This is a genomic window from Telluria antibiotica (assembly GCF_011682055.1).
GTDB lineage: Bacteria > Pseudomonadota > Gammaproteobacteria > Burkholderiales > Burkholderiaceae_D > Telluria > Telluria antibiotica.
This window is the reverse complement of record NZ_JAAQOM010000018.1, coordinates 41,953-59,476: the sequence shown is the minus strand read 5'-3', so window position 1 is coordinate 59,476 and position 17,524 is coordinate 41,953. Positions and strand designations below refer to the sequence as shown.

Here is a 17,524-nt window from a genome sequence, read left to right as displayed (position 1 = left end):
TCCGCGCCGGCTACTATAGGGTGGGCTTACCTTGCGGATAAATCATCAATCCGCTTGGACACTCCAAACATCCTGTTTGGAATCACTGGTCGCAGGGCCGCGTAGCGCCGCCGCCAGGTCCGAATGTGGCCAGTGCGAAGTCGATGAAGCTGCGCAGCTTCGGTGTCAGGCGCCGATCCGGCGCATACAGGATGTGCATGGGCCGCTTCGGCGCGGTGTATTCCGGGAGCACTTGCACGAGGCGGCCGGCGGCCAGTTCCGCGCGCACCAGTTCCAGCGGCTGCAGCATGATGCCGAGGGCGTTCGACGCGATGGCGAGCATGGCTTCGCCATGGTTTGTCATGAAGCGCCCCGACACAGGGACCGTGATGCGTCCGTCTGGACCATCCAGCGTCCAGTGCGTGCGTAGTTCGGTGTGGGAAAACCCGAGGCATTCGTGGTGCGACAGGTCGTGCGGCGTGTGGATGGGAGCGTGGCGTTCCAGATAAGCCGGCGCGGCGCACAGCACCAACTGGTAGGGCGCGAGTTCGCGCGCGATCAGGCTGCTGTCGGCGAGTTCTCCGATTCGGAACACGATGTCGAAGCCTTCGTCGATCGCGTCCACGTAACCGTTCGACAGCGAGAGGTCCACCGTCACTTCAGGATTGGCGGCGAGATATTCGGGCAACCGCGGTGCCAGCGCATGCACCCCGAAGGTCACCGAGGCATTCACGCGCAGGCGGCCGCGCGGGATGGCGCGCGTCTCCGCGGCCAGTCCTTCCGCCGACTCCACTTCCGCCAGGATCACCTTGACCCGCTCATAGTAGCTTGCGCCGATGTCGGTCAGGTGCTGGCGCCGCGTCGTCCGGTTCAGGAGGCGGACCCCAAGGTGGTGTTCAAGCGTTTGTACGTGCTTGCCCACCAGTTGGGATGACATGTGCATGGCCTCGCCAGCGGAGGAAAACGAGCCCAGTTCGACGGCCTTGGCAAATACCGTCATGCTTAATAAGCGATCCATTTGAAATGCCCTGTTTCAGGTATTAAAGCATATCACCTATTTATCGTATTGTGTTTCAGGTTGTACAGTGACTCTATTCATCGGCGCACCGCCAGACGACAAGGACCTAAAACCATGCAACGAACTTTCATCAACCGCGCCCTGGCCGGCTTTGCCCTGGCGCTTGCCGTCGGCAGTGCCGCGGCCGCACCGGCGATTTCCGTCATCGGCAAGGATTTCACGTTCCCGAACAAGGTCGACGGCCTGCCGGCGCGGCTATCCGACTTCAAGGACCTGCAGATCAATACCTTTACCACCAGCGACGGTGTCAAGCTGTCGTATTGGGAGGCCGGCAAGGGGAAGCCCCTCGTCTTCATACCCGGCTGGTCGGCGAATGGGGCCGAGTACGTGAACGTGATGTACCTGCTCAGCAAGCATTACCACGTGTACGTCCTCGATCCGCGCAATCAGGGGCTGTCCGAACGTACCGACCGCGGCGCGCGCATCGCCCGCTTCGCCGCCGACCTGAAGGAGTTCGGCGATCATCTCGGGGCGAAGAAGGTGGACTACTGCGGCTGGTCGATGGGCGCAGCGGTCTTGTGGAGTTACATCGACCTGTTCGGCACAAAGGGCATCAACAAGGCCGTGTTCATCGACGAACCGCCGTCGATCTACAGTCATGCAGACTGGTCGGAAAAGGAAAGGCTCGATGCCGGCGGCATCACCAGCTCGCCGGAGCGCATGGTCGAAGCCTTCACGACCGGCAAGCCGGTCAGCTCCCTGGTCGTGAATAGCCAGGCATTCCAGCGCTTCATGCTGCGCGATTCGCCTGCGTTCGCGAACTCCGAGGCATTCGCCGAATCCGTCGTCAAGAACGATGTCGACCATGTAAAACTGGTTCTGTTCGACCATGCGATGAACGACTGGCGCGACGTCATCCGTACCAAGGTGAATGTGCCGACCGCGATCTTTACCGGCGTCTACAGCGATTCGCTGCAGGGCCAGCGCTGGATCCATTCCGCCATCCCCAACAGCGAACTGCACGTGTACACGGCCCAGGAGCAAGGCGACCACTTCCTGGCGTTCAAGAACCCGTTCAAGTTCACGGCCGACCTGCGCGCCTTCCTCGAGCGCTGATCGCGCTTATTGCTTGAGCGCTTCCACCTGGATGGCCAGCTTTACCTCGGGGCTGAAGCCCATCCGGGTGCCGTAGTCGATGCCGAAGTCGCTGCGGCTGAAGGTTGCAACGGCATTGGCACCGCAGACTTCGCGCTTGAACATCGGATGCGGCATGCACTTGAAGCTGTCGATCACGAGCTTGACCGGCCGGGTCACGCCATGCAGCGTCAGATCGCCGTTCACGACAGCGGGTTTGTCACCCTTGAACTGGATCGAGGACGCCTTGTAGGTGGCCTTGGGATACTTGGCGACATCGAACATCTCCTCGCTCATCACATGTTCGTTCAACTTGGCGTTGCCGAAATCGATGCTGTCGGTGTCGATCGTGATGTCCACGCTGCCGGTTTTTGCCGCGCGGTCGAGCGTGATGCTGCCGCTGCTCTTGGTGAATTTCCCCCTCCACGTCGACAGTCCGCCAAGGTGGTCGGCTTCGAAACTGGGATAGGTGTGGTTCGGCTCGATCGTATAGATGTCGGCCGCGAAGACAGACGCGGAGGTGGCGATTGCGGCGACGAACAGGGCGATGTGGGATTTCGGTTTCATGATTGTTGATCCTTGTTGGCGGTAGATGACGCCCAGACTCGAATGGGCAGGAACTGCACTATAAGAGTCTCTCTTGATGGGATAAACGGCATAGAATCGGAATAACTGTTCCGCGGATTGAGACAATGGACAAATTTCTTGAAATGAAAGTTTTCTCGGCAGTCGTCGAAGCCGGGAGCTTTACGGGTGCTACCCAGGTACTGGACATGTCGAAGGCGGCGGTGTCGCGCTACGTGAGCGAACTCGAGGAGCGTCTTGGCGTACGCCTGCTGCATCGGACCACGCGCAAGCTGTCGCCGACGACGGAAGGCGAAATCTTTTATGCGCGCTGCCGCGAGCTGCTCGTCAACCTCGATGAAGCCGAAGCCGAGATCACGTCGCGCACGGGCCAAGCGGCCGGCCTGTTGAAGGTGAGTGTTCCCGTAACCTTCGGCCTCATGCACCTGGCACCTCTCTGGCCGGTCTTTCTGGCACGGCACCCGAAGCTTTCGCTCGACATCACGTTGTCGGACCGTGTGGTCGATCTGGTCGAGGATGGCTTCGACATGGCGGTCCGTATCGGCCAGTTGCCGACGTCTTCCCTTATCAGCCGCAAGCTGGCTGCGACGCGCATGGTGTTGTGCGCGTCCCCGGCTTATCTCCAGCGCCGGGGCAGGCCGGCGCAGCCGAACGACCTCCTGCAGCACGATGTGATTTCGTACAGCCTGTTCTCCAGCGGCGAGAACTGGAGCTTCACCGGTCCGGCGGGCGAAGTCACGGTGAAGGTGGTGCCGCGCATTCGAACCAACAGCGGCGATACCTGCCGGGCGGCGGCGCTGCAAGGCCAGGGGCTGATCCTGCAGCCGACGTTCATTGTCGGTCCGGACCTGGCGAATGGCCTGCTTGCGGAAACGATGCTCGGCTACCATTCGCTCGAACTGGGCATTTATGTGGTCTACCCGTCCCGCAAGTTCGTATCGCCCAAGGTACGCCTGTTGATCGACTTCCTGGTCGAGGCGTTCGCCCAGCCGGTCTGGAAATCGGCGACACATCCCGTGATTGTTCCTGATATCGAGACAGTATTGCGCTAAAAAGGTGATTTATCGCGGAAACTTGGATGGTTAAGATGAGACATCTGGATGCGGTCTGTACCGCTCGAATGAATGAGGATTCGCGATGTCTCAACTTCCCACCATCTTTCTCTCGCATGGCTCGCCCATGCTGGCGTTGCAGGACAGTCCCGCGCGCCGGTTTCTGCAGGGGCTCGGCAAGTCGCTGGGCCGCCCCAAGGCCATCGTCGTGGTATCGGCGCACTGGGAGACCCGGGGCGGCCCCGCAGCCAGCCTGGCCTCGTACCCCCAGACGATCCACGACTTCGGTGGCTTTCCACGCGCGCTGTTCGAAATCCAATATCCCGCACCGGGCTCGCCTGATACCGCCCGGCGAGCGGTAGCGTTGCTGGAAGCCGGCGGGATCGCGGCGGGCTCCAGCCCCGAGCGCGGCCTCGACCACGGCGCATGGGTCCCGTTGACACTCATGTATCCCGACGCGGACATCCCGGTGACCCAACTCTCGGTCGTCCACGGGGCAGGCCCTGAGGAACATGAACACATCGGGCGCGCGCTGGCTGGGCTGCGCGAGGAAGGTGTGCTGGTCGTCGGCTCGGGGTCGTTGACGCATAACCTGTACGAATTCCGGGGGCAGGGCATCGATGCGCCGGTGCCGCACTGGGTCAGCGAATTCGAAGCCTGGATGAAGGCCCGCCTGGAGGACAGCGACCGCGCCGCTCTTCTGGCCTACCGCCGGGCCGCGCCGTTCGCCACGCACAACCACCCGACCGAAGAGCACCTGCTGCCTCTGTTCGTCGCGATGGGCGCGGCCGGGCCGGGTGCCGGCGCCACGCAACTGCACGCAAGTGTCGAACATGGCGTCCTTGCCATGGACGCCTTCGCATTTCAATGAGGAGAACAGCATGACTGAAGCACTGAACAACGTCACGATCGAGCCGGTAACAGGCCTGGCATACCGGCTCCGGCCCGCACAGGTCGAGACGGCGAACGCGCCTTGCCTGCTGCTCCTGCACGGCGTCGGTTCGAATGAAAGCGGCTTCATCGAGCTGGCCCGGCAGATGGATCCCCGGCTGGTCGTGATTCTCCTGCGCGGTCCACTGGTGCTCGCGCCGGGACGCTTTGCCTGGTTCCAGGTGAGCTTCACGCCGTCGGGACCTGCCATCAATACAACACAGGCGGACGATTCGCGCGCCAGGTTGCTCGACTTTATCGACCGGCTTCCGCCAAACCACGGAGTCGACCCCGAGCGGATCTGGATCGCCGGTTTCAGCCAGGGCGGCATCATGAGTGCCAGCGTCGCGCTGACGGCACCGGAGCGCGTCGCCGGCTTTGGCGTGCTGAGCGGCCGCATTCTTCCGGAAGTACTGCCGCAGGTCCGGCAGGTTCCCGCGCTCGGCAAGGTACAGGCGTTCGTCAGTCATGGCGTACATGATCAGACGCTTGGCATCCACTTCGCACACCACGCCCGCCAGGTGCTGACCGGGCTCGGGGTGCCGCTGTCCTATACCGAGTATGCCGCCGGCCATGCGCTGGACGGCGACATGATCGGCGACTTCCAGGGCTGGCTGGGCAGGCAGCTCGACGCTGACACGAGCGCAGTCAACGGCGCATGAATTCAACTTTGATTACACGGGAAACGATCATGGAAAACTCGAACATCTCACTGCACGCACGCGACGACCAGGGCAAGCTGGTCCTGCGCGTCGTTCTCGCTGTCCTGCTGCTGTTCCACGGCGTGTCAAAACTCATCGGTGGCGTCGGCTTCATTACCGGCATGCTCGAGAAGGCGGGCCTGCCAGGCGCGTTCGGCTATCTGGTGTATATCGGCGAAGTGGTTGCGCCGCTGATGATCCTGTTCGGGGTCTTCACCCGGCCGGCGGCGCTGGTCGTGGCCGTCAACATGATCGTTGCCTTGCTGCTGGTGCATACAAGCCAGGTTTTTACGTTAAATGAGACGGGCGGCTGGGCCCTCGAACTCCAAGGCATGTACCTGGGCGGCGCGATCGCCGTGGCACTGCTGGGTGCGGGTCGCTACAGCCTGGGCGGGACGGCTGGACGCTGGAACTGAGCCGTCTTCATTCACCGGATCAATCCGCGGCATTCACCGCGTTTGCTGCGGGCGGCGCGCGACGATCCTATACTTGAGGGACGGCGTAGAGAAGGGATGACATGAGACCGGATGACCAGGCGGACCTGTTCCTGTCCGACCGCTTCAGCAAGGTGGCGACGACGGACGTCCTGGTCGCAAGGCCCGTGATCGAACAACTCCAGGGTTCCTATCTCGCGCACCCGAGGACCTCGAAGCCGCACCGCGAGATGCAGATCCGGGCGGCCCGCTTCGGCGAGGTCTCGATCTCCACGTTCGCATTCGGAAGGGCCGTCGACATCACGCCGACCGGCCTGGAGGATGCGGTCGTCGTCACCACGGCAATCAAGGGGCGTGCGGGCATCGCGATCGATGGCAGTACCTTCGATGTCGATATCGGCGACACCATCATCGCGCACGCAGAAGATCGCCCCGTGTTCATGTACGAGCCGGATACCGAAGTGCTCAAGCTGAGGTTTCACCGGTCGCACCTCGAGCAGTTCTTCAGGCAGGCCTACGGCAGGGCACCGCGTAGCACGCTTCGCTTCGAGACCGCGATGTCCGATCCACATACCGCAGCGCGCTGGCGGTCTCTGCTTCGTTTCCTGGTGTTGACCTTGAACGGTGCGGGGGCGCACACGCGCACGATGCTTGAACTTGCGTCCATCGAACAGATGCTGATGCTGACGCTGCTGAACAGCCAGCCCCACAACTACGCCGCCGGGCTACCCGGCTCCGCGCAGAACGTCGGGTCGACGGCTTTCGAGCGCGCCAGCGATTTCATCCGCCAGCACCTCGCCAGCGATATCGCCCTGGCCGATATCGCGCAAGCGGCATGCTGCAGCCCGCGGTCCCTGGCACGGGCATTCAGGGACGCAGGCGAAGCGCCGCCGATGCAGTACGTACGCAAGCTGCGGCTGGAGAACATCAGGCGCGAGCTGCTGGCGCCGGCTGCCTGGCGCAAGACCGTGGCGGACGTGGCATTCGAATGGGGATATCGCCACCTTGGCGAGTTCAACCGGCAGTACCGCGCCGCATTCGGCGAGACGCCATCGCAGACGCGCGATGGCGCCTGCGTACTGCCGGCCTGAGGCTATCTTGCGAGCCGCAGCCCGCTGAACTGCCAGCGCGCGTGAGCCGGGAAAAAGTTGCGGTAGCTCGCGCGCGCGTGTCCCGGTGGCGTGGCGATCGAGGATCCGCGCAACACATACTGGTTGACCATGAACTTTCCGTTGTACTCACCGACTGCGCCTGGCGCGGCCGCAAAGCCGGGGTAGGGGGCATAACTGCTGCTGGTCCATTGCCAGCAGTGGTCGAACAGCTGCTCGAGGTCTCCGATGCCGCGGGTTGCCGCGTACTCCCACTCCGCTTCGGTCGGCAGGCGCGCGCCGGCCCAGCGCGCAAAGGCATCCGCCTCGTACATGGACAGGTGCGACACCGGCTCGTCGGACTGGAGCGGGGCCGAACCGCGCAACGTGAATTCCTGCCAGGCGCCGTGTTCGTCCAGTCGCCAATAGATCGGATGGGACCAGCCCCGGGCACAGATGGTGTCCCAGCCTTCGGACAGCCACAGCGACGGATTGCGGTAGCCGCCAGCCTCCACGAACGCCAGGAATTCGCCATTGGTCACCAGGCGCGAGGACAGGGAAAACGGTTCGACGAACACACGGTGGGGCGGCAGCTCGTTGTCGAAGCAAAAGCCCTCGCCATCAAAACCCTGGACCCTCACGCCGCCCTCGAAGGCTCGCCAGCGCGCGGGCCCGGTCGCACGACCGGCATGCGGTGCGTCAGGACTGTAGACGGGATAAAGCGCGTTCTGTGCCAATAGATGCTTCACATCGCTAAGGATCAGTTCCTGGTGCTGCTGTTCGTGGTGCAGGCCGAGTGTGACGAGTTCGGCAAGGCCGCGGTCGTCCGGCCGCGGCGCCAGAAGGCGCAGGATCCGTTCGTCGACGTCGTTGCGGTAGGCCTGAATCTCTGCCAGCGAGGGACGCGTCAACAGCCCTCGCTGGGCACGAGGATGGCGTGCGCCGATACCGTTGTAATACGAGTTGAACAGGAAGCGGAAGTCTTGGTGAAACGGGGCGAAATCCGGTTCGATCTGCTCCAGGATAAAGGTTTCGAAGAACCAGGTCGTGTGCGCGAGGTGCCATTTGACCGGGCTCGCGTCCGGCATCGACTGTGCCATGCAGTCTTCGGAAGACAGCGGCTGGGCCAAGGCGAGCGTGTGCAGGCGTATCGAGGTGAAACGGGAAGCAAGTATCATGGCGCCTTGCCAGCGACGTGGTTGGCCGGGCGGGCGTAGACAACAGCAAACCATTCGTCCGGATCGGTCCATACGTGGTCGAGGCGCCAACCGGTCCGTTCCAGCATGTCGGCGATCGTGCCCCGGGTGTACTTGTGGCTGTTCTCCGTATGGATGGACTGGCCGCGCACGAAGTAGCGCATGCCGCCCCGCCAGCGTACGGTCACATCCTCGCGCGCCTCGAGATGCATTTCGACGCGCTGGTGCCCTGCATTGTAGAAGCTGCGGTGGCGCCAGCCCGAAACGTCGAAATTCGCGCCGATCAGGCGATTCACATGACGCAGGATGTTGAGGTTGAAGGCCGCCGTCACGCCAAGCGCGTCGTCGTAGGCGTCAGCCAATGCCGCTGTTTCCTTGATCAGGTCGACACCGATCAGGAGCCCGCCGTGCGCATCGCACTGGGTGCGCAGATGGGCAAGAAAATCACGTGCTTCGTCCGGACGGAAATTACCGAGGGAAGAGCCGGGGTAGAAAAACAGCCGGCGATGTGCTCGAACCGTGTCGGGCAACACGAGACCTGCGGAAAAATCCTGGGCCACCGCATGCATGTCGATGTCGTTGAAGCGGTGACGAAGCTGCGCGACCGCGCCCTGGACGAATTCGCTCGAAATGTCGACTGCCACGTATTGCGATGGCCGCACCGTGGGAAACAGCCTGGCCGCCTTGGCGCAATTTCCCGCACCAAGGTCGACCAGCGTCGCGCCCGTGCCGCAGGCTTCTGCGATGTGCTCGCCATGCCGGCTGAAGATCGCGGCTTCCGTGCGAGTCGGATAGTATTCGGGCAGCTCGCAGATCGCCTCGAAGAGCTTGCTGCCCAGGGAGTCGTACAGGAATTTTGGAGAAATGTAGGGGAGAGGGGCCCTCAGGCCGGCAATCAGTTCGGCTTGCGCTTCCTGTGAGGCCGCGGCCGGAAGAGTCTTCGCTATTGTGGTTTCGGTCATCATCGCATTACTCTAGACCAGCTACACGGAGCGATAAATCGTCTTCGAGCGTCCACACTTGAAATTATCAGTTTCAAATGACGCGATGACCCGGCTGGTAAACTGTCGGGCATGGAAGCGATGTCTCTCGATCTGTTCGGCACCACCCTGGCAGAGTTCAACCTGTTGCCATGCGATGGCATCGTCAACGATTTCGGATTGGCGTTGGCGCCGCCCGATTCGGATGCGCTGTACGAGCGCCTGTTGCATGGGTTGCCCTGGCGTCCCGACGTCGCGGTCGTGAATGGCATCGTCACCGAAACCGCGCGTCGCGCGCTATGGTACGCCGATGCGCCTTTCCGCTATCGACATTCCGGTATCGATCGTGTGGCGGAGCCCTGGCCCGGCGACATGTTGGACGACGCGCGCCGTCTTGCCGAGGAATTGGCGCAAACGCGCTTCGACTCCTGCGTCCTCAACCTCTACCGGGATGGTACCGAAGGCATGGCGTGGCACAGCGACAGCGAAGCCGCTCACGGACCGCACACGACCATCGCGTCGCTGAGCCTGGGCGCCACGCGCAAGTTCGCCTTCCTGCACAAGCGGACGCGCGAGCGGCGCGACATGATGCTGCGCCATGGCCAGCTCATCGTCATGCGCGGGGAGACGCAGCGACACTGGCTGCACGCGGTGGCGAAGACTGCCGCCGTGAGCACGCCGCGCATCAGCCTGACGTTCCGGCGCTTCGCCGGCTGAAGTTCCTGCCCGGCCGGGCGGATACCGATGACGTACACCAGCCCCAGCATGGCACGAATCCGTCACCTCTCTGTCCTGCATCCGTAAGACAGTCGTTTATTCGCCGCATAAGCTGTTTGTCGAGCGCGGGACCATCCTGCGCAGGACGCCCTGTCACAAACAGCAGGCCGTCACACGCGAGCCCACCGAATTCGCGTATCCGGCATGGAGGACCGGCGCTCTTCCCCACGAACAATACGGAGAACCACATGGACACCCAACTCATCATCGACAACCAGTACGTGCCGGCTTCGAACGGCGCCACTTTCACTCGCCAGAACCCGGTGACGGGCGCGGTCGTCACGACCGCGGCAGCCGGCACCGTAGAGGATGCGGTAAAGGCGGCCGATTCCGCCGCGAAGGCTTTCAAGACCTGGTCGAAAACCAGTCCGACCGAGCGCCGGACGCTGTTGCTCAAGGCCGCCGACGCACTGGAACAGCGCACCTCGGCATTCATCGAGGTGATGGCGCAGGAAGTCGGATCCGGCCAGGTATGGAGCGGCTTCAACGTCATGCTTGCCGCCAACCTGTTCCGAGAGGCCGCGGGCCTGGTCACCCAGATCCAGGGTGAGACGATCCCGAGCGACAAGCCGGGCGCGATCTCGATGACGGTGCGTCAGCCGGCCGGCGTCGTGCTGAGCATGGTGCCCTGGAACGGCCCGGTCGTGCTGGCCGCGCGCGCCATTGCCTATCCGATCGCTTGCGGCAATACCGTGATCTTCCGCGCTTCGGAAGCCAGTCCGCGTACTCACCTGCTGATCGCCGAAGCCCTGCTGGAAGCCGGCTTTCCGCCGGGCGTGCTGAATTTCGTGACCAACGCGCCGGGCGACGCGCCGGAAGTCATCGACGCACTGATCGCCCACCAGGCAGTCCGCCGCATCAACTTCACCGGCTCGACCCGCGTCGGTCGTATCATCGCGCAGAAGGCGGCCACACAGCTGAAGCGTTGCCTTCTGGAGTTGGGCGGCAAGGCACCGCTCGTCGTGCTGGACGACGCTGACGTCGACGCTGCAGTGGAGGCTGCGACCTTCGGTTCGTTCCTGTATCAGGGGCAGATCTGCATGTCGACCGAGCGCATCGTCGTCGACGACAAGGTGGCCGATGAATTCGTCGCCAAGTTTGCCGTGCGCGCAAGCAGACTGCCCGCTGGCGACCCGGTCGAGAATCCGGCTTGCGTGATCGGACCGATGGTCAGTGCGGCCAACGGCGCCCGGCTGAACGCCCTCATCGAAGATGCCGTCGGCAAAGGTGCCAAGATCGTTGCAGGTGGCTTTGCCAACGGTGCGGTGATGCCAGCGACGATCCTCGACCGCGTGACGCCCGGGATGGACATCTATGACGAAGAGACTTTTGGTCCGATCACGACCGTCGTGCGGGTGCATGGCACCGAAGAGGCGGTGGAAGTGGCCAACGACACGGCGTATGGCCTCTCATCGGCCGTGTTCGGACGCGACGTGCATCGCGCCCTGCAAGTGGCCTTGCAGATCGACGCGGGTGCGTGCCACGTCAATGGCGCTACGGTGGGCAATGAGGCGCAGTCGCCCTACGGCGGCACCAAGCAGAGCGGCTACGGCAAATTCGACGGCCGCGCAGTGATCGACGAGTTCACCGAGCTGAAATGGATCACCATCGAGCCGGCCGACCAGCCGTATCCCATCTGATCGTCAGCCGTTCATCATGGTGAAAAAAAGCGAATCGGACAATATCATCATCGTCGGCGGCGGCGCCGGCGGCCTGGAGCTGGCCTGCAAGCTGGGCCGCAAGCTGGGCCGCGAGCGCGTCACCCTGGTCGACCATGCCTTCTACCATATCTGGAAACCGTCGCTGCACGAGGTCGCGGCGGGGACGATGGACATGCACAAGGAAGGGTTGCCGTACACGATGCTGGCGCACCATAACGACTTCACCTTCGTCTATGGCTCGTTCGCCGGACTCGACGCCGAGAAGCGCGAGATCACCGTCGCCGCGGTCGAGGAGGACTCCGGCGACGTCATCATTCCCCAGCGCCGGCTCGGCTACGCCAAACTATGCATCGCCGTCGGGAGCACTTCGCATTATTTCAACACGCCGGGCGCGGCCGAGCACACGATCTCGCTGAACGGCCCGGGCGACGCCGAGCGTTTCCGGATCGAGATGCTCAAGCAGATGACCTGGGCGGAAAACCGCAAGGAACAGGATGCGGGGGCGGGCGTGGACGTGATCATCATAGGCGGCGGCGCCACCGGCGTGGAGCTCGCGGCCGAACTGCGTGAAGCGAGCAACAAGTATATCGACTACGGTTTCCGCCGCCTCGACGCGACGCGCGACATCCGCATCACGCTCCTCGAAGGCGCGCCGCGCATCCTGCCGCCGCTGCCGGAGAAGGTCGCCGCCGCGGCCAAGGACCTGCTGGAGGAGCGCCACGTCCGCGTGGTGGCCGACTGCCGCGTCGCACGGATCGTTCCCGGCCAGGTACAGGACGCGACGGGGCACGTGTATCCCTACCACGTCTGCGTCTGGGCCGCCGGGATCAAGGCGCCGGCCTTTCTGGCCACGCTCGGCCTGCCAACGAATGCTGCCGGCCAGCTGGAGGTGACGCCCAGCCTGAACGTCAAGGGCCATGCCGACATCTATGCGATCGGCGATTGTGCGGCCTGTACGATGGAAGACGGGCGCCGCGTGCCGCCGCGGGCCCAGGCCGCGCACCAGCAGGCCGACCACCTGTACCGGGCCTTCGTGCGCGAGATGCGGGGTGGACGTGCGGCGCCCGTTCCTTATGTGTACCGGGATTACGGATCGCTGGTATCGGTCGGCTCGCAGACGAGCGTTGGAACATTGATGGGATCGCTGAAAGGACGATCCTGGTTCGTGCGGGGCGGCCTGGCGCGGATTATGTACGTCAGCCTGCACCTGTTGCACGACCGTGCCGTGCTCGGCTGGATGCGTACCTGCAGCCTGGCGATCGCGCGGACCCTGATCCGGCGCAATACGGCGCTCGTGAAGCTCCACTGATCCCGGCACGTGTATGCGGAAAGACGACAAATAACGTTTGGAGTTGATATTGCTTGCCTAAGCAAGTAATATCAACGCCTTCGTGACCGGGCAACCCGCCCGATTTTTTTCTTGTTATATTTGCCTAGGCAATTAGATTTGATGATGAGATCCTGTCTGAACAGCATGGGGACACTCTGCCTGGCCGCTGTCCTGGCGGCCTGCGCGAGTCCGCACGGCCTGCATACCAGCGCGCAGCGAACGGACGCGTCGACCTTGGCAGCGAGCGCGAGCCTGGCACCGGCGCAACTGTCCGCCGCCGCGTGGCCCACCGCCGACTGGTGGCGGCGCTACGGCGATCCGCAGCTCGACGCCCTGGTCGCCGAGGCGCTTGCCCACAGCCCGAACTTGCGCGTGGCAGAGGCGCGTGTACGGCAGGCGGCCGCATACGCCGGCGCCACGGAAGCGGCGGCAGGCCCGCAGGTCGGCGCCGCCGTGCGCAGCAACCGCCAGCAGTTCAGCGAGCACGGCACCACGCCACCGCCGGTCGCCGGAAGCTGGAAGTGGGTCAACGAAGCGTCGCTTAATTTCACCTACGAATTTGACTTCTGGGGCAAGCATGAGGCCGCGATCGAGGCGGCCGTCGGACTCGAACGCGCGAGCGAAGTCGATGCCTATGCGGCCCGGCTGGTACTCGTCACCGGGATCCTGCGCAGTTACGTAAGGCTTGAGCAGGCCTGGCGCCAGCTTGACATTGCCGAGGCCACCCTGAAGCAACGCGAACAAGTAGTCGCGCTGACCCGCCAGCGGGTGGCGGCGAGGATCGACTCGGACATGGAACTGAAGCAGGCGCAGTCGCAAGTGCCGGCGGCGCGGGTCCAGATCGCCCAGCTCAACGAGGCCATCGCGCTGGCTCGTAACGAGCTGGCCGCGCTGGCGGGGCAGGGGCCGGATCGCGGGCTGGCGTTGGCACAGCCCCGGCTCAAGGAGGCCGGGCCGGCGCTGTTGCCGAGCGCACTGCCGGCGGAACTCATCGGCCGGCGTCCGGACGTGGTGGCCCAGCGCTGGCGCGCCGAAGCGGCGGGCAAGGACATCGACGTGGCGCGCGACCAGTTCTACCCGAACATCAGCCTGACCGCCTTGCTCGGTGTGCAGCGGCTCGGCTTTGCCGAATGGTTTACGACCGGCAGCCGCATTTCCGGCATCGGGCCCGCCCTGACGCTGCCGATCTTCGACGCAGGCCGCCTGCGCAGCGCGCTGGCCGCACGCAACGCGGAATATGACATCGCGGTGGAGCAATACAACGCGACCGTCATCGACGCGGTGCGCGACGTCGTCAACCAGCTCGTCTCGCTGCGCTGGCTCGAGGAAGAGCGGACGCAGCAGCGCGAGGCCGTGCTGACCGCGCAGCAGGCATACGACCTGGCGCTCCAGCGCTACCGCGCCGGGGTCGGCAATTACCTCCAGGTGCTGGCCGCGCAAACGCAGCTGCTGGCTGCGCAACGTCTCGAAACCGATCTCGACATGCGTGCCATCGAACTGGACGTCGGCCTGGCGCGCGCGCTGGGCGGCGGTCTGCCGGACCATGCCTGACCGATTAGGAAGATAACCACACGATGACTCAACAAGATACGAAACACCCGGTCGAGCGCGCCGACAAACGCGTGGCAGCCGCGCTTGCCGGCGCTGTCGTGCTGGCGGCGGCCGGCTACGGCACGTACTGGATGACGGCTGCGCAGTACCGTGAAGTGACGGAAGACGCTTACGTGGAAGGCAACCTGGTGCAGGTGACGACCCAGATCGCCGGGACGGTCACGGCGATTGCCGCCGACAACACCGACCGGGTCGCCGCCGGACAGGAACTGGTCCGCCTCAACGAGGTGGACGCTCGCCTCGCGCTCGAACGCAGCGAAGCAGTGCTGGCCCGGACGGTGCGCCAGGTGCGTGCCCAGGTCGCGTCGGCGTCCCAGATGGATGCCAACGTCGCGCTGCGCCGGGCCGAACTGAGCAAAGTGCAGGCCGACTTCGACCGTCGCTCGCAGCTCGTGCAGTCCGGTGCGATCTCGGGTGAGGACCTCGAGCATGCGCGCGAAGCCGTTCGCACGGCGCGTGCCGCATTGGCGTCGAGCGAACAGCAGTACGCGGCCAACCATGCGTTCGTCGACGGCACGTCGGTCGCCAGCCACCCCGACGTGATGGGTGCGGTGGCCCAGGTCAAGGATGCCTACATCGCTACCGTCCGCACATCGGTGCCCGCGCCGATCTCGGGCATGGTGGCGCGCCGCAACGTCCAGGTCGGCCAGCGGGTCGCCGCCGGCACCGCGCTGATGGCCATCGTGCCGATGGACACGGTCTGGATCACCGCCAACTTCAAGGAATCCCAGTTGCGCCACCTGCGCAGCGGCCAGCCCGTGCTCGTCACGGCGGACGCCTACGGCAAGGATGTCGTCTACCACGGGACCGTCGTCGGCGAGGAGGCCGGTACCGGCAGCGCGTTTTCGCTGATGCCGGCGCAGAACGCCACCGGCAACTGGATCAAGGTGGTTCAGCGGGTCCCCGTGCGTATCGCGCTGGACCCGCACGAAGTCGCGCGCCATCCGCTGCAGCTGGGCCTCTCGATGCGCGCCAGCGTGGACACGCACCGCCGCGACTGGCCGCGCCTGACCCCCGGCAAGGCACCGCTCCAGTCGTATCGTACGGAGGTGTTCGCACGGGAGGGCAACGAAGCCGACGAGCTGGTGGCGCGCATCATCGCCGCCAATGTGCCGGGCAGTGGCGCCGCGCCGGCGCTCGTCCGCAGGTAGTCCTGTCATGGAGATCCTGCCTCCGAAGCATCCGCGCCTGTTGCTGCTGACGATCTTCCTGTTGACCGGCACCGAATACCTGCAGAGCGGCATGATCGCCTTCGGCGCGGGGCCGATCATGGGCGAGATCGGGGCGGCGCCCGAGGAGTTCAGCCTGATCAGCGCCCTGTATGCCTGCGTCGCGGTGGCCGCCATCTGCAAGCAGCGCTGGCTGGCCGAACGCCTCGGCTGGCGCCGGTTCGTGCTGTGCTCGCTCGCGGTCTTCATCTGCGGCGCGGCCGTATGCGCGTCCAGCGAGACCACCGCGCAATTCATGGCGGGACGGATCGTGATGGCGCTGGGCGGCGGCACCTTCATGACGTCGTCCCGGCTGCTGGTCAACCTGTTTCCGCCGAGTCCATCGCGCTTCACCGGCATCCGGTTCTTCGCCACCGCCCTCGCACTGGGCAGTGCCAGCGGGCCGTTCCTGGCGTCGGTGGCGGTATCGAACGACGGCTGGCAATGGATCTTTGTGTTGCTGATCGGGCTTGCGGTCCTGATCGCCTTGCTCGCGTGCCTATGCCTGCCCGCGGCGGTACCGCCGTATGAACTGCGCACCCAGTCGCATCCCGTCCTGCTGATGGCGCTGGTCGCCGGCAGTTTTTTCCTGCTGTACGCCTTCCAGCGCTCGTACTACGATTTCTACAGCGACGCGGCCATGCTGCTGGGAGCGGCCGGGCTTGGCATGCTTGCCCTGGGCTATTTCGTGCGCGCCATGCACGCGGGCGACCGTCCGCTGCTGCACCTGCGCGAGCTGCGCAACACGCGCTATCTCACCGGCGTAGCCTTGTTCACGTTCTGCTACACCCTGATGGGCGCCACCAACTACATCATGCCGGCTGTCCTGCAGCGTGGCTTGGGCTATGCATGGGCGACGATCGGGCCCGTGCAGGCGACGGGACTGGGCGCAACGGTGCTGACCTGGGCATTCATGGCCTTTGTCGTACCGAAGCGGCCGGCGCCGAAACAGTACTATCTCGTCGGCTTCCTCGCATTGGCAGTCTTCGGTTGGCGGGTCGCAAGCCTGAGCCCGGATGCCAACCTGTGGAGCGATTTCGTGCCCGCGCTGGCATGCTATGGCGTGTTCGTCATGCTGGTACTGGCCACCACGGCGATGCACACGTTTCGCGAGGTCCAGCACCATGAGACCGTGTTCTCGCACGCCCAGCAGGTCAAGAACATGCTGGCGCAGTTCGGGTCGAGTCTTGGCATCGCGCTCGCGACCGCTGGCCTGCAGGCGCGTACTGCATCGCACTACACGGTATTGAATGGACGCTTCATGGCTGGTGACCCCGCCTATGGCCAGGCATTGCATGCGTTGACGGAATCGTTGTCCCGGCATGGCGCCGCCCAGCCGGCCGCCGTGGCGGCGGCCAGCCTGGCACAGTCGCTGGGCCAGCAGGCGACGCTGCTCGCCGGTCTCGATTATTTCTGGCTGCTTGGCTACGTCGGTCTCGCGGGGGCGGGAATCATGCTCGCGCAGCGCGTACTGAAGTAAATCGTTCCTGCAAAGGGTTGCCTGCGATCTGGCGGCGGCCCTTTCTCGCCCTTGCGCGCCGCGACGGTCAGCGGTGCCGTTACGATGCTCCTCCACCATCCCCACCTGATCAGCCGATAAGTGCGCCATCGCGCCGTGGCCGTCGACTCCGGAACGTGGGTGGGCCCCCTATCCGGAAAACACTTCTTGACCGGCAGGTCCCCCGGCAATAGGCAGCTGCGATGACTAATTAGGAATTTTTCGCAACTCCTTCATGACTTTTTCGTGTCGAGACGCCAATCTTCGTCGTACACGCAGGCAGGAAGAGCAGGGGGAGTTCCTTTTGCAAATCCATGCCGACGTGCAATCACTACGATATGA

The 17,524-nt window shown here is 64.2% G+C and carries 16 protein-coding genes; 12 read left to right on the top strand and 4 right to left on the bottom strand.

All coding sequences use genetic code 11. From position 1 onward, the window contains the following. Positions 1 to 82: 82 nt before the first annotated feature. On the bottom strand, positions 83 to 997 hold the full coding sequence (locus tag HAV22_RS25180; RefSeq protein ID WP_166863018.1) for a LysR family transcriptional regulator: 915 nt from the start codon (positions 995 to 997) through the stop codon (positions 83 to 85). 114 nt (positions 998 to 1,111) lie between these two features. Here HAV22_RS25180 and HAV22_RS25175 point away from each other — a divergent pair, with 114 nt between their 5' ends. Further along, the gene (locus tag HAV22_RS25175) at positions 1,112 to 2,113 is read left to right on the top strand and encodes an alpha/beta fold hydrolase (protein WP_166863016.1); all 1,002 of its coding nucleotides are present in this window, start codon (positions 1,112 to 1,114) and stop codon (positions 2,111 to 2,113) included. A gap of 6 nt (positions 2,114 to 2,119) precedes the next feature. On the opposite strand, the gene HAV22_RS25170 is transcribed toward HAV22_RS25175, so the two are convergent. Beyond that, a complete protein-coding gene (locus HAV22_RS25170; RefSeq protein ID WP_166863014.1) occupies positions 2,120 to 2,698 on the bottom strand; it encodes a YceI family protein in 579 nt (192 codons plus the stop codon). Between the two features lie 125 nt (positions 2,699 to 2,823). On the opposite strand from HAV22_RS25170, the gene HAV22_RS25165 reads away from it, so the two are divergent. From HAV22_RS25165 to HAV22_RS25145, 5 genes are all read left to right on the top strand, one after another. Further along, positions 2,824 to 3,768: a LysR family transcriptional regulator gene (locus tag HAV22_RS25165; RefSeq protein ID WP_166863012.1), complete on the top strand. Its 945-nt coding sequence runs from the start codon at positions 2,824 to 2,826 to the stop codon at positions 3,766 to 3,768. A gap of 85 nt (positions 3,769 to 3,853) precedes the next feature. Beyond that, positions 3,854 to 4,639: a DODA-type extradiol aromatic ring-opening family dioxygenase gene (locus HAV22_RS25160; protein ID WP_166863010.1), complete on the top strand. Its 786-nt coding sequence runs from the start codon at positions 3,854 to 3,856 to the stop codon at positions 4,637 to 4,639. A gap of 10 nt (positions 4,640 to 4,649) precedes the next feature. Then, positions 4,650 to 5,360 (top strand): alpha/beta hydrolase, encoded by a 711-nt coding sequence (locus HAV22_RS25155; RefSeq protein ID WP_166863009.1) that lies wholly within the window; start codon positions 4,650 to 4,652, stop codon positions 5,358 to 5,360. Positions 5,361 to 5,389: 29 nt separating this feature from the next. Then, positions 5,390 to 5,815 (top strand): DoxX family protein, encoded by a 426-nt coding sequence (locus HAV22_RS25150; protein WP_229421409.1) that lies wholly within the window; start codon positions 5,390 to 5,392, stop codon positions 5,813 to 5,815. Between the two features lie 101 nt (positions 5,816 to 5,916). Beyond that, the gene (locus tag HAV22_RS25145; RefSeq protein ID WP_166863005.1) at positions 5,917 to 6,924 is read left to right on the top strand and encodes a helix-turn-helix transcriptional regulator; all 1,008 of its coding nucleotides are present in this window, start codon (positions 5,917 to 5,919) and stop codon (positions 6,922 to 6,924) included. A 2-nt stretch (positions 6,925 to 6,926) separates the two neighbouring features. Here HAV22_RS25145 and egtB read toward each other — a convergent pair whose 3' ends face one another. Together egtB and egtD are read right to left on the bottom strand one after the other, a co-directional pair. After that, positions 6,927 to 8,099, bottom strand: a complete 1,173-nt coding sequence (egtB, locus tag HAV22_RS25140) for an ergothioneine biosynthesis protein EgtB (protein ID WP_208296370.1) — start codon at positions 8,097 to 8,099, stop codon at positions 6,927 to 6,929. Continuing rightward, positions 8,096 to 9,082: an L-histidine N(alpha)-methyltransferase gene (gene egtD, locus HAV22_RS25135; RefSeq protein WP_371869731.1), complete on the bottom strand. Its 987-nt coding sequence runs from the start codon at positions 9,080 to 9,082 to the stop codon at positions 8,096 to 8,098. Before egtD ends, egtB begins: the two co-directional genes overlap by 4 nt. 117 nt (positions 9,083 to 9,199) lie before the next feature. On the opposite strand from egtD, the gene HAV22_RS25130 reads away from it, so the two are divergent. From HAV22_RS25130 to HAV22_RS25105, 6 genes are all read left to right on the top strand, one after another. After that, positions 9,200 to 9,814: an alpha-ketoglutarate-dependent dioxygenase AlkB family protein gene (locus HAV22_RS25130; RefSeq protein WP_166863003.1), complete on the top strand. Its 615-nt coding sequence runs from the start codon at positions 9,200 to 9,202 to the stop codon at positions 9,812 to 9,814. Between the two features lie 248 nt (positions 9,815 to 10,062). Continuing rightward, positions 10,063 to 11,514 carry an aldehyde dehydrogenase gene (locus HAV22_RS25125; protein WP_166863001.1) on the top strand — a complete coding sequence of 484 codons (1,452 nt, stop codon included), beginning with the start codon at positions 10,063 to 10,065 and terminating at the stop codon, positions 11,512 to 11,514. Between the two features lie 16 nt (positions 11,515 to 11,530). Beyond that, positions 11,531 to 12,844: an NAD(P)/FAD-dependent oxidoreductase gene (locus tag HAV22_RS25120; protein ID WP_166862999.1), complete on the top strand. Its 1,314-nt coding sequence runs from the start codon at positions 11,531 to 11,533 to the stop codon at positions 12,842 to 12,844. Positions 12,845 to 13,009: 165 nt separating this feature from the next. Continuing rightward, positions 13,010 to 14,416, top strand: coding sequence for an efflux transporter outer membrane subunit (locus tag HAV22_RS25115; RefSeq protein ID WP_208296369.1), 1,407 nt, complete (start codon positions 13,010 to 13,012; stop codon positions 14,414 to 14,416). 23 nt (positions 14,417 to 14,439) lie between these two features. Beyond that, positions 14,440 to 15,627, top strand: a complete 1,188-nt coding sequence (locus tag HAV22_RS25110; protein ID WP_166862997.1) for an HlyD family secretion protein — start codon at positions 14,440 to 14,442, stop codon at positions 15,625 to 15,627. A gap of 7 nt (positions 15,628 to 15,634) precedes the next feature. Then, entirely contained in the window at positions 15,635 to 17,164 is a 1,530-nt protein-coding gene (locus HAV22_RS25105) for an MFS transporter (protein WP_166862995.1), read from the top strand. Positions 17,165 to 17,524: the final 360 nt, after the last annotated feature.